Source organism: Ruminococcus sp. HUN007, from assembly GCF_000712055.1.
Taxonomy (GTDB): domain Bacteria; phylum Bacillota; class Clostridia; order Oscillospirales; family Ruminococcaceae; genus HUN007.
Genome location: NZ_JOOA01000001.1, coordinates 332867 through 345213, shown reverse-complemented (window position 1 = coordinate 345213; position 12347 = coordinate 332867). Strand labels below are relative to the sequence as shown.

Sequence of the window (12347 nt, the reverse complement as noted above, 5' to 3'; positions counted from 1 at the left end):
GGCATATTTCGCCGCTGTAAAGGCTTTCTGTTAGTTCATTTTTGCAGATTTAGCTGTTACATCGTTGACTGAAAAATAGTAATATGTTATAATTTAAAATAGCACTTGATAATGATATTACAGCATTTTAACATATTTATATCTTTATAATAAATAAAAGGAATGATAACCATGAAATATAATCAGGGAAAATATCTCCTGCTGGAAAAAAAGAATCTGGCAAAGCAGATATTTGACTTTACTATACTTTGTCCTGAAATTGCACAGGCTGCGGAAATCGGTCAGTTTGTAAATATTCTTCCTGAGGGACACACTCTCAGAAGACCGATCTCACTTTGCGGGATCGACAAGAAAAAAGGGACAATAAGAATCGTTTTTATGGCTAAGGGTGAGGGCACACTTAAGCTTGCTGATACACCTAAGGGCGCAAATCTTGATATAGTTGGTCCGCTTGGTCATGGATTTACCATGAACGAAGTATCCGGAAAGACCATTATAACAGGAGGCGGCATTGGTGTTCCTCCTCTTCTTCCGCTTGCAAAGCACTACGGTAAGAATGCAGTAGTTATTCTCGGTTTCAGAAGTGCAGATGCAGTTATCCTCAGAGAAGATTTCGAAGCAACAGGTGCTGAGGTAATAATCTGTACTGATGACGGTTCATGCGGTGTGCATGGCCTTGTCACTGTTCCAATCGCTGAAAAGATTGCCGGTGCATCACAGGTCCTTTCGTGCGGTCCTATTCCGATGCTCAAAGGAGTAGCATCAATAGCTGAGGAAAAAGGCGTACCGTGTCAGGTTTCTCTTGAAGAAAGAATGGGCTGCGGCGTAGGCGCCTGTCTTGTATGTGCGTGCAGACTTAAGCAGAACGGGGAAGAACGTTTCGGACATGTATGCAAGGACGGTCCGGTATTTGATTCAAAGGAGGTGAACTGGTAAATGGCTGATCTTTCAGTAAAGGTTGCGGGTGTGGATTTCAAAAATCCGGTTATCCCTGCATCAGGCGTATTCGGATACGGACGTGAGTACGAGGAATTCTATTCTCTTTCAAGACTCGGCGGTATTGCAACAAAGGGTACCACAGGAACACTCAGAACAGGTAATCTTCCTCCGAGAATTGCGGAAACTCCTATGGGAATGCTCAATTCAGTAGGACTTCAGAATCCGGGAATAGATCATTTCATAAGCTGTGAACTTCCAAACCTTATGAAAAAAGATACCGTTATTATTGCGAATATTGCAGGTTCAACACCTGAGGAATGCGCTGAAGTTGCTGCAAAGCTTGATTCAACTGACGTTCATATGATCGAACTCAACATTTCATGCCCTAATGTCAAGCACGGCGGTGCAGCTTTTGGTGTAAGCTGTGAAGGTGCAGCTTCAGTTACAAAGGTAGTAAGAAATGCGACACGTAAACCGCTTATAGTCAAGCTTTCACCTAATGTTACGGATATTGCTTCAATTGCGAAAGCAGTAGAGGCAGAGGGGGCGGACTCCGTTTCGCTTATCAATACTCTTCTTGGAATGAGAATAGACATAAATACACGCAGACCTGTACTCAGAAACAACTGCGGCGGTATGTCCGGCCCGGCTGTATTCCCGATAGCTGTACGTATGGTATGGCAGGTAGCTAATGCTGTTAAGATCCCTGTAATAGGAATGGGCGGTATATCATCAGGACGTGATGCCATTGAGATGATGATGGCCGGAGCTTCTGCCGTTCAGGTAGGCGCTGCTGTTATCACAGATCCTTTCGCACCTGTAAAGATCATCGACGAAATGAACCAGTTCCTCGACGAAAAAGGTATTAAATCAGTAAGCGAGATCATTGGTGCAGTTAAACCATGGTAAGTGCAAGGAAAATTAACGCATGAAAATAATGTCAGTTGATTTCGGGGATTCAAGAACAGGACTTGCCGTATGTGACAAGTCCGAATTTCTGGCATCTCCGGCAGGGGTAATCGAAGAAAAGAATTTTGAAAGATGTATTGAAAAGGTAGCGGCTGCAGCAAAGGAACACGGTGCCGAAGAAGTAGTTGTCGGATATCCGAAAAACATGAACGGCACTATAGGCGAACGTGCCCGGAAGTGCGAACTTTTCGCACAGAAGCTTTCTGAACTGGTTGAAGTTCCGGTGAAACTTTGGGATGAAAGAAGCACTACCGTATCTGCTCATTACTATCTTAACCAGACAAATACAAGAGGCAAAAAAAGAAAAGCGGTAGTTGATGCTGTTGCAGCAACAATTATCCTTGAAAGCTATTTAGGGTTCAGAAAAAACTCAGTTTGAAATGAGTTGAAATTTAAGAGGACGGTTTTTATGAAAAAGGCAGTTTCGTTTTTAACATCTCTGCTTATGGTATCATCTCTGGCAGTTCCGTTTGTATATGCTGAAGATGATACAGCGGCAGAAGAAAAAGTGTCTGTATCGGAAGAAGCTGATAAAGCAGAAGCTGATGACAGCAGTGAAAAAACTTCAGAACCAGCAGAATCCGAAAAGGAAGAACCATCTGAAAAAGAGGAGAAAGACTTTACAGTATGGCATTTGAATGCTACGGATCCTGCAGAAGGTGAACTTTTTAACGATGAAGAAAACAGGGAATACATTTTTAAAGTAATTAATCCGGGTGGTGAAAAACGCGGCGGTACGGACAAGTGGGATCTTCAGTTCAGAATAAGAGGTTTCTCGATCGTAAAGGATCATGAATATTCCATCCGCTATACAATATCATCCAGCAATTTGGGAAGCTATTATACTAAAATAGCAAACTATGATTCGAAGGACGTAGGTGCTGCTGTTGCCGGTGAAGTATGGCACAATCAGTACGGTGTATCCACAGTAAAAAGCTATGTTGACGGTACGCTCTGGGAAAATGCTGAAACAACATACAGCGATGCATGGAACAACCAGAGTATCAGCAAGGGCGACACTCTGAATGTAAGCTGTAATTTTACAGGTATTGCAGATATACCGGAAGCGGAATGGTGCTTCTTCCTTGGAGGTGCAGGTTCCACAACAGCTAATGACTGCTTTTCAGCAGGAACAGAACTCCGTTTCAGAAATCTTGTACTTACCGACAATACAACCGGCGAGACTCTTGTTAGTGCTTATCCGTTTACTGAGATTAACGTAAAAGGCGATATAAGCGGTGACGGTAAGGTAGATACTACAGATCTTACACTCATGAGCCTTGGACTTCTCGGTGATGCAGATCTTGACGATTCACAGATCGATCATGCTGATCTGGACGGCGACGGAATATTCCACCTTGCCGATGCAGCTCATCTTATGCGTTTCCTTGCAAAGAAGATAGATGAACTCTGATAATTGATCGTTCATAGACTTGACAAACTTTTACTGTTATTGTATAATTGAATTATAAAATTATTAAGGAAAAGGGTAATCATCATGAACAGAATACAGTCAATTGAAACAAGAAATCTCAGAAATGCAGAAGGCGGATGCGGCGAATGTCAGACATCATGTCAGTCAGCATGCAAGACTTCATGTGGTGTAGCTAATCAGCCATGTGAAAGCACAGGCAGAATCAGAACTATCGCTACAAGAGGCCTCAGAAATGCAGAAGGCGGATGCGGCGAATGCCAGACATCATGCCAGTCAGCATGCAAGACATCATGCGGTGTTGCTAACCAGCCTTGCGAAAGAAACTGATTGTTTCTGAAAAAATTAAGTAAATGACAGCATTATGTCATTTGCAGCATTATTAAAATACAGTAAGCCGAAGCCCTCTGACTTCGGCTTTACTTACGTAATAAGGAGTATTAATGGTTCATCAGTATAAACTTAACGGATACAATATCGTTATTGACGTTTACAGTGGGTCGATCCACGTGGTAGATGACGTTGCATACGATGTTATAGCAGAATTTGAAGGAAATTCAAAGGAACAGATCGTTGAAAAACTTTTGCCTGTGCACGGAAAGAACGGAGTAACTGAAAAGGATATTCTCATGTATATCGATGATGTGGAATCACTGAAAAACGATGAGAGACTTTTTACCGAAGATATTTTTGCAGACAAAGCATCAAAGCTTAAGAATAATTCAAATACCGTAAAGGCTCTCTGCCTTCATGTTGCACACACATGTAACCTTAACTGTTCCTACTGTTTTGCAAGTCAGGGCAAGTACCAGGGCGAACGCGGCCTTATGAGCTTCGAAGTAGGAAAAAGAGCACTGGATTTCCTGATTGAAAATTCAGGAAACAGAAGAAATCTTGAAGTGGACTTTTTCGGCGGCGAACCTTTAATGAACTGGGACGTTGTAAAGCAGCTTGTAAAATACGCAAGGGAAGTGGAGAAGGATGCAGGCAAGAACTTCAGATTCACGCTTACTACAAACGGTGTTCTTGTTGATGATGAGGTTATCGATTTCTGCAATAAGGAAATGCATAACGTAGTTCTCAGCCTTGACGGACGTAAGGAAGTCCACGACCGCTTCCGTGTTGACTATGCCGGAAAAGGAAGCTATGACACGATCGTGCCGAAGTTCAAGCATTTTGTTGAAAAACGCGGCGACAGGAATTATTACATGAGAGGTACGTTCACTCATTTTAACCCTGATTTTACAAATGATATTTTCCATATGGCTGATCTCGGTTTCAGGGAGCTGTCCATGGAACCGGTAGTCTGTGCTCCTGATGATCCTTCGGCACTTACTGAGGAAGATATCGTTAAGGTGTTTGAGCAGTATGAGATCCTTGCGAAGGAAATGATAAAAAGATACAGAAACGGAAACGGATTTACCTTCTATCATTACATGATCGATCTTCAGAACGGCCCGTGTATATACAAAAGACTTTCAGGCTGCGGTTCCGGTACGGAATATCTTGCAGTTACACCGTGGGGAGACCTTTATCCGTGTCATCAGTTTGTTGGTGATGAGGATTATCTTATGGGTAATATTTACGACGGTGTAACCAACACGGAAATGCGTGAAAAATTCAGAAAGTGCAATATCTATTCACGTCCTGACTGTGCTGACTGCTGGGCTAAGCTTTACTGTTCAGGAGGATGTGCGGCAAATGCATACCATGCAGCAGGAGATATAACAGGAATATATGAACCGGGCTGCCGCCTTTTCAGAAAACGTATAGAATGTGCAATTATGATGCAGATAGCAAAGTCAGATATTTCATGCTAAAACGCACAAAAAGCACCGGAATTTTATATACTTTTTTTAGTACAGGTAATTGTGCATAGAATTAACAGGTAAAATTTTATGTCAAGTTTATATCTGTTATTATTGACATAATCCTACTAATAATATATAATAATAACAGATAATATTTATCTCAGGAGGAAATAATAAAGATGAAATCAACAGGTATTGTAAGAAAAATCGACGAACTCGGCAGAATCGTATTACCAAAGGAACTCAGAAGAACTCTTGGTCTTAATGACAGAGAAAGCGTAGAAATCTACGTTGACCAGGATGCTATCATCCTCAAGAAGTTCAAGTCAACATGCGTTCTCTGCGGCGACAACGAAGATCTTCTCGACTTCAAGGGCAAGAGCATCTGCCAGAAGTGCATGAATGAACTCAGAAAGTAATTAACAGATAATTGTTTTAATAGTTCACAGATTAGCAGGTATGGGTTTTACTGTACCTGCTTTTTTGTTGTTTTTTAATACCTGCGGTATTGTCCCTTAAAAAGATATAGCGGTATTATACGCAGCCGTTTTTCCATAAAAAATCCCTCCGGACAGTCCGAATTTCATTCATTGCGTGTACTGTCAGGAGGGAACTTGCATCGTGTTCAGTTAATTTTTTTCAGTTTCTTTAAGTACGTAAACAGGGTCTACAAGACGTTTTTCAAAGTCGTCATGCGGCAGAGGCTTGTCATAAAGATAACCCTGTGCCATGAAACAGTTAACGCTCTTAAGAAACTGTACCTGCTGTTTTGTTTCAACGCCTTCACAGATAACGTCGTGATGAAGGTCGCGTATCATTTTGATTATGTTTTCGATCATCTGCTTCTGAAGATCCGTATTTGCACCGTTCAGGAACGACTTATCGAGCTTTACAACATCGATGTCCAGATCTTTAAGAAGTGACAGTGACGAATATCCGGTACCGAAATCGTCTATAGCAGTGTGTATATTTTCGTTTTTCATCTTGTTTACGAACTGCGTCATTGCGTCAAAATCATCGTAACCGGATGATTCAGTGAGCTCGATCTCGATATATTTTTTATCAACATTGTACTGGCTGATAATTTCGAGAATGTCTTCGGCAAGTCTCTTGTTTTTAAGATGAAGCTTTGAGAAATTGGAGGATATTCTTACCGGTTCAATACCCTGACTTATCCATGCCGAAAGGTCTTCACAGACTTTTTCAAAAACATAGAAGTCCAGTACAGTTACGTATCCTTCATCTTCAAGGATTGGAATGAAACTGAACGGCGGGATAAGCTTTCCGTCATGCATCCATCGTACAAGAGCTTCGCAGCCGCAGAGTCTGTTTGTGTTCATGTCGACCTTGGGCTGGTAATAGACAAGGAACTCTTTGTTTTTGATCGCCTCAGAAAACATTGCGATGGTTTCCTTTGAATTTCTTTCCTTTTCGCTCATTTTCGGCGAATACCATACACAGCTGGTGTTTGAGAGTTTTTTTGCTTCCTTAAGTGCCGTACGTGAATTCTCAACAGCTGCCATGACGCTTATGCCTTTATCCAGAGGACAGACACCGCATCTTGAGTTTACAGATACTTTCTGTATGCTGTCATTGAAACGTACGTTCATGTCAACCTGTCTTAAGTAGTCCGTGATTACGGGAATTCTGTCGGTCCTGTGAAGAGCGATAAATGAGTCACCGTTGACGCGGGCAATGAATTCACGGTATCTTTTACGTGACTTGTTTTTCTTAAGCTGTGCGGCGTATTCCAGAAGAAGTGCGTCACCAAAGCCTGTACCGAGCTGCTGATTGAAATACTGGAAGCCTTTGATGTCTATACTCATTATCGAATAGTTCGTTAAGTTTTTGCGGATAAAAGGTTTCTGACAGTAGTCAAGGAAATAATCGAAGTTCGGTATCTGCGTAAGCGGATCAATGTTTATGATCTCATGCGAAAGCCTGAAACTGATGATTAGACAGAATACTGAACAGGCGATGAGAATGATAAGAATTATAAGAACCTGCATGTAAATAACTTTTACACTTTTCTCAAGGTCAGTTCTGGTTTCTGCCATATCTTCATGAAGCATGTTTTTAAAGCTTGACAGATTACTGTTTACTGAGTTTATGTAGTCAACAAGGGTTTGCTCCATGTAGGAATTTACCTGATCGTACTCGCCGTTGTGACTGATTGTGAACACATTTTTCCGAATCAATAAGATAATTGATGACATTGGAGGCAAGACTCTTGTAACGTATATCGTATTTTGTGTCCTTGAATTCCGACCGGAGATCCTGAATTTCACTCATGAGTTCTTTCTTTGCGCTCTGAGCCTTTATTTCGAGATCTTTTCTCTCTTCGTCAGAGGTAGAGATCACGTGTTCAAAAAATATAAGTCTGATGATCTGCAAGGAGAGTTCCTATAGAACTTACAGTGTCTGTACGCTTTGTTTCCTGGATCATAAGAAATCTGTACTGTTCGGTTATGGTGCTCAGACGATTTAAAAGATGTACTATTGAGAATATAGTAATAAATGACAGTAAAATAACAGAAAAACGTATCGCGAAAGACATTCGTTTCTTTTTTATAATCCCCTTGGATCTTTCTTTTCTTTGTTTCATAAATTCAGATCCTCTTTATCATAATAATAATTAATCCTTCCCCGTTAAAGCAAAAGCAGAAATAAATGAAATTTACGTCTGCCGTCACGAAGTGACCGTGATAAGCCCCGATGATCACTTTGTGAAATCGTATCATTATTTATATTAATTATACAGTATTTTATATAATTTTGTCAATACTAAATGAAATTGTTTTATCAGTTCTGAATAATTAAGGAAACAATGATTAAAGCGGAAATCCGGCTTCGCCGGATTTCCGGAGGTGGGATTTGCGGGGCTTCGCCCCGGAACCCCACGCTGATTTATGAATAAATCGCGTTTTCATAAAGAAAAGCAGACCTGAAATACAGATCTGTCCTGAAAATATAAAAATATAATAGATATAAAAGAAAAATGATCTGGATTATTCTTCTGATCCGTCGCTGAGAGTATCAGCGTTTGTTTCAGCTTCTGTTACATCGTTCTGTGCAGCTTCATCAGCTGCGGCCTCTTCAGTTTCTGCTGCTTCACCTGAGGCGTCATCAGATTTTTTTTCTGCTTTGATAAAATCATTCATTGTTATTTTAACTCTCGGGTGGCCGCTTTCATCAGGATCAATCATTACTGCTTCCTTAATCAATACAGGCGATAAAGGCGCTGCTAATTCGCCGCCGTTATTATAATCGCGCGGTACAGCGAGGAATGCATCTACAACTTCCATGCCTTCCGTTACTGAACCGAAAGCTGCATAATCTCCGTCAAGCTGTGAGCAGAAGTCTGTATAGCAGATGAAGAACTGGCTGGATGCGCTGTTCGGTTCCGGAGTCCTTGCCATTGAAAGAACGCCTCTTGTGTGAGAGAGCGTGTTGTTAACACCATTGCTTATAAATTCGCCTTTAATGGTATCCTTGCTTCCTCCGGTACCGTCGCCGCTTGGATCACCGCCCTGAGCCATGAAACCGTCTACTATTCTGTGGAAAGAAAGACCGTTGTAAAAACCTTCCTTAACAAGCTTTTCGAAGTTTTCACATGTAACCGGTGCGTATTCAGGATAAAGTGTAACAATGAAATCTCTTCTGTCAGTGATCTCAGTTGAAGCAGCCGGAACCGGCGAAACTGTTTCGAATACAGGAATTTCCGGTTCTGCTTCAGTCTGAACGGCTTCAGTTTCTGAAGCATCAGCTGATGCAGTTACTTCTGTTGTTACCGGGTCTTTTTCAGTAGTAGTTGTAGTGCCTTCAGCAGGGCCGCATCCTGTAACGGCAGCAGAAAGCATTGCGAATGAAGCTAAAAAAGCTGTAATTTTTTTGTTCATTAAAATCTTCTCCTTGTAAAATAGGGTCTGTCAGTTATAAGTTTATAAGAATGAGCTGAAAATCAGAGAGAAAAATCTGTTTCTTAAGCAATGCATACTTATAGTGCGCTTTTCACACGATTATTATTATACTTCAACTGCCATTACAAGTCAATGATAAATGAATAAAAAACAGATGAAAACTCTATAGCTGAATATAAAAAAATATTATTAACTATTTACATATTGAGAATAATAGTGTAAAATAAATAGAGTATGAAATTTTTGCGAGGTGCTCATAATGGACAGAAAATATGATCGTATACTTATAAAACTCAGCGGCGAGGCACTTGCAGGCAGTAAGTCGACAGGTCTCGATTTTGATGTTATTGCAAATATCTGCAGAAGCATAAAAAAAAGCTGCTGATACAGGAGTTCAGATCGGCATCGTAGTTGGCGGCGGAAACTTCTGGAGAGGACGTTCATGCGGAGATATGGACAGACTGACTGCCGACCACATCGGTATGCTGGCAACAGCAATGAATGCACTTACAGTAGGAGATACACTCAGAAGCCTGGGTGTTGATGTCAGAGTTCAGACAGCTATCAATATGGCTGAAGTCGCAGAACCACTTATTATAAACAAGGCAATCAGACATCTTGAAAAGGGAAAAGTAGTTATATTCGGCTGCGGAACCGGTAATCCGTTCTTCTCAACTGATACAGCTGCGGTTCTCAGAGCATTGGAAACAAAGTGTGATATCGTATTCAAGGCAACAATGGTTGACGGCGTTTACGACAAGGATCCTCATAAGTTTGATGACGCTGTAAAATATGACACACTTTCATTTACTGAAGTACTTGAAAAGAACCTTGGTGTAATGGATGCAACAGCAGCTTCAATGTGCAGGGACAACACGATGCCTGTACTCGTATTTGATCTCGGCAGACCGGACAACATCGTTGATGCTGTTCTCGGAAAGAATGTCGGTACAGTAGTTGAAGCGTAAGGAAACATTTGTTTATTCTTAAGGAAATGCTGGTTTATTCATAAATCAGCGTGGGACTCCGGTGCGAAGCCGGATTTCCGGTTTAATCAGTGTTTCCTTAAATCAATAGAAAAGAGGAGAAAAATATGAAAGATACAATAAATGCAGCTAAGGAAAAAATGCAGAAGACAATTGATTCTCTTTCAAGAGAATTTGTAACTATAAGAGCAGGACGCGCGAATCCTGATCTGCTCAACAGAGTTTCAGCTGAATACTACGGAACAATGACTCCTGTAAGCCAGCTTGCTCAGATCAAGGTATCAGAAGGCCGTACACTCGTTATCACACCATACGATGCATCTGCATTTAAATCAATAGAAAAGGCTATTCTTGCTTCAGATATCGGTATCACACCTATCAATGACGGAAAGGCTATCCGTCTTACTGTTCCTCAGCCAACTGAAGAAAAGCGTAAGGAACTCTGCAAGACAGTTAAGAAGTATGGTGAAGAAGCCAAGGTATCAGTTCGTTCAGTAAGACGTGATACAATGGATAAATTCAAGACAATGAAGAAGAATTCAGAAATCACTGAAGATGATCTCAAGCAGTGCGAAACTGATCTTCAGAAAGTCGTTGACAAATTCTGTGCTGAGATTGACAGTCTGGTTGCAGAAAAGGAAAAGGAAGTTACAACTATCTGATCAGTAACAGGAGAAATATGGCTACAAAAGATAATAACAAAAGGGATCTTCCGGAGATCCTGCCTGAACATATAGGTTTTATTATGGACGGAAACGGCAGATGGGCAAAACAGCGTCATATGCCGCGTTCATTCGGACACGCCGAAGGCGGAAAGACTTATGAAAAGATAGTCCGCTACTGTCGTGACATCGGTATCAAATATATTTCATTCTATGCTTTTTCCACTGAAAACTGGAAAAGATCAAGCGAAGAGATCTCCGCGTTAATGGTTCTTTTCAAGCAGTATCTTGCAAAGGTACAGAACTATTACAAGGAAGAAGTACGCATGGTTTTCATAGGTGACCGCAGTGCATTCGCACCTGAACTGGTCGAACTTATGAACAAGGTAGAGAATGATACAAAAGACTTTGACAAGATGACTATGATCGTTGCGCTTAATTACGGCGGACGTGATGAGATCAGAAATGCTGCAAAGAAGATCGCTGCCAGCGTACAGAAAGGCGAACTCAGTATTGATGATATTACTGAACAGACGGTTGCGGACAATCTGTATACAAAAGGTATTCCTGACGTCGATCTTCTGATCAGACCAAGCGGTGAATTACGTACATCCAACTTCCTTATCTGGCAGTGCGCCTACGCTGAACTTTATTTCTCAGATGTTCTCTGGCCGGATTTCCTGCCTGAGGAACTGGATAAAGCGCTATGGGCATATGCCGGCAGGCAGAGACGCTTCGGAGGTGTCTGATCATTGCTTACAAGAATAATTTCAGCAGTTGTTGCTGCTGCCATCGGAATAACGGTTATAATTTTTGCTGATACAGCCGCGCTGCCTGCTGCTGTTGCTCTTCTTTCCATGCTTGGTGTGTATGAGCTCTACAGGGCGGCCGGCTGTCATGAAAACAAATTTATGACAGCCATTGCTCTTGCTTTTTCAGGAGTTTATCCTTTTCTGGTTCTGTACGGAAGTGAACATATAATACTGCTGGTCACAACTGCAGTGATAATGGCTCTGTTTGCTTCCTACCTGCTTTACTACAAAAAAATGAGCTTCGAAAAGCTTTCATTTGCAGTCATGGTACCTCTTCTTCTGAGCCTTTCCATGGCAAGTCTGTGCAAGCTCAATGTTTTGACGGAAAAACACGGTAAGGTTCTCTTGCTTCTTACTCTGTGCGGGGCATGGACAGCTGATTCTGCAGCTTATTTTACCGGTACATTTCTCGGAAAGCACAAACTCTGTCCCGAGATAAGCCCTAAAAAGACCGTTGAAGGATTTATCGGTGGTGTCATTTTTGACGGTTTGTTCTTTGTAATTTTTAATTTGGTATACGTTTCCTTTTTTGCAAAGGAATGCGGAGTGAACTATTTTGTTTCATTTTTCCTCGGCATGATATGTGCCGGGCTTGGTACTCTTGGTGATCTTACAGCTTCACTTATCAAGCGTCAGTGCGGTATCAAGGATTACGGAAAAATAATGCCGGGACACGGCGGATTTATGGATCGTTTTGACAGCGTCCTCTTTGTTGCTCCGTTTATGTATGCGTATTTATCAGTTATGGATATGTATGTCTGATACTTTCTGTACAGACTTTATCCGGGCATTATTATGACATATTACGAGGGCTAA

13 protein-coding genes and 2 pseudogenes are annotated in these 12347 nt (G+C 41.4%); 12 read left to right on the top strand and 3 right to left on the bottom strand.

Annotated elements, in window-relative coordinates; translation table 11 throughout:
* The first annotated feature begins 171 nt into the window (after positions 1 to 171).
* The 8 genes and pseudogenes from CC97_RS19920 (at position 172) to CC97_RS01465 (ending at position 5570) form a co-directional block, all read left to right on the top strand.
* Positions 172 to 936, top strand: a complete 765-nt coding sequence (locus tag CC97_RS19920) for a dihydroorotate dehydrogenase electron transfer subunit (RefSeq protein ID WP_044973418.1) — start codon at positions 172 to 174, stop codon at positions 934 to 936.
* Positions 937 to 1848, top strand: coding sequence for a dihydroorotate dehydrogenase (locus tag CC97_RS01495; RefSeq protein ID WP_044973417.1), 912 nt, complete (start codon positions 937 to 939; stop codon positions 1846 to 1848).
* A 19-nt stretch (positions 1849 to 1867) separates the two neighbouring features.
* Entirely contained in the window at positions 1868 to 2287 is a 420-nt protein-coding gene (gene ruvX, locus CC97_RS01490; RefSeq protein ID WP_044973416.1) for a Holliday junction resolvase RuvX, read from the top strand.
* Between the two features lie 30 nt (positions 2288 to 2317).
* A complete protein-coding gene (locus CC97_RS01485; RefSeq protein ID WP_044973415.1) occupies positions 2318 to 3322 on the top strand; it encodes a dockerin type I repeat-containing protein in 1005 nt (334 codons plus the stop codon).
* Between the two features lie 84 nt (positions 3323 to 3406).
* Positions 3407 to 3532 (top strand): annotated as a pseudogene (gene scfA / locus CC97_RS20760) (six-cysteine ranthipeptide SCIFF); the annotation flags it as partial.
* A 12-nt stretch (positions 3533 to 3544) separates the two neighbouring features.
* Positions 3545 to 3670, top strand: coding sequence for a six-cysteine ranthipeptide SCIFF (gene scfA / locus CC97_RS20755; RefSeq protein WP_044973850.1), 126 nt, complete (start codon positions 3545 to 3547; stop codon positions 3668 to 3670).
* A 113-nt stretch (positions 3671 to 3783) separates the two neighbouring features.
* Entirely contained in the window at positions 3784 to 5160 is a 1377-nt protein-coding gene (scfB, locus tag CC97_RS01470) for a thioether cross-link-forming SCIFF peptide maturase (RefSeq protein WP_044973414.1), read from the top strand.
* A gap of 170 nt (positions 5161 to 5330) precedes the next feature.
* Positions 5331 to 5570 carry an AbrB/MazE/SpoVT family DNA-binding domain-containing protein gene (locus CC97_RS01465; RefSeq protein WP_044973413.1) on the top strand — a complete coding sequence of 80 codons (240 nt, stop codon included), beginning with the start codon at positions 5331 to 5333 and terminating at the stop codon, positions 5568 to 5570.
* Positions 5571 to 5780: 210 nt separating this feature from the next.
* Here the strand turns inward: CC97_RS01465 and CC97_RS01460 are convergent, their stop codons facing one another.
* From CC97_RS01460 to CC97_RS19415, 3 genes are all read right to left on the bottom strand, one after another.
* Entirely contained in the window at positions 5781 to 7367 is a 1587-nt protein-coding gene (locus tag CC97_RS01460; RefSeq protein ID WP_081849934.1) for an EAL domain-containing protein, read from the bottom strand.
* Positions 7368 to 7516: 149 nt separating this feature from the next.
* Positions 7517 to 7756 carry a hypothetical protein gene (locus tag CC97_RS01455; protein WP_044973412.1) on the bottom strand — a complete coding sequence of 80 codons (240 nt, stop codon included), beginning with the start codon at positions 7754 to 7756 and terminating at the stop codon, positions 7517 to 7519.
* Positions 7757 to 8159: 403 nt separating this feature from the next.
* Positions 8160 to 9050, bottom strand: coding sequence for a peptidylprolyl isomerase (locus tag CC97_RS19415; protein WP_242848090.1), 891 nt, complete (start codon positions 9048 to 9050; stop codon positions 8160 to 8162).
* A gap of 280 nt (positions 9051 to 9330) precedes the next feature.
* On the opposite strand from CC97_RS19415, the pseudogene pyrH reads away from it, so the two are divergent.
* The 4 genes and pseudogenes from pyrH to CC97_RS01430 all read left to right on the top strand — a co-directional run bounded on the left by pyrH (position 9331) and on the right by CC97_RS01430 (position 12293).
* A pseudogene (gene pyrH / locus CC97_RS01445) lies at positions 9331 to 10039 on the top strand (UMP kinase).
* A gap of 125 nt (positions 10040 to 10164) precedes the next feature.
* Positions 10165 to 10719, top strand: a complete 555-nt coding sequence (gene frr / locus CC97_RS01440) for a ribosome recycling factor (protein WP_044973411.1) — start codon at positions 10165 to 10167, stop codon at positions 10717 to 10719.
* A gap of 17 nt (positions 10720 to 10736) precedes the next feature.
* A complete protein-coding gene (uppS, locus tag CC97_RS01435; RefSeq protein ID WP_044973408.1) occupies positions 10737 to 11468 on the top strand; it encodes a polyprenyl diphosphate synthase in 732 nt (243 codons plus the stop codon).
* A 3-nt stretch (positions 11469 to 11471) separates the two neighbouring features.
* On the top strand, positions 11472 to 12293 hold the full coding sequence (locus tag CC97_RS01430) for a phosphatidate cytidylyltransferase (protein ID WP_044973407.1): 822 nt from the start codon (positions 11472 to 11474) through the stop codon (positions 12291 to 12293).
* Positions 12294 to 12347 lie beyond the last annotated feature (54 nt).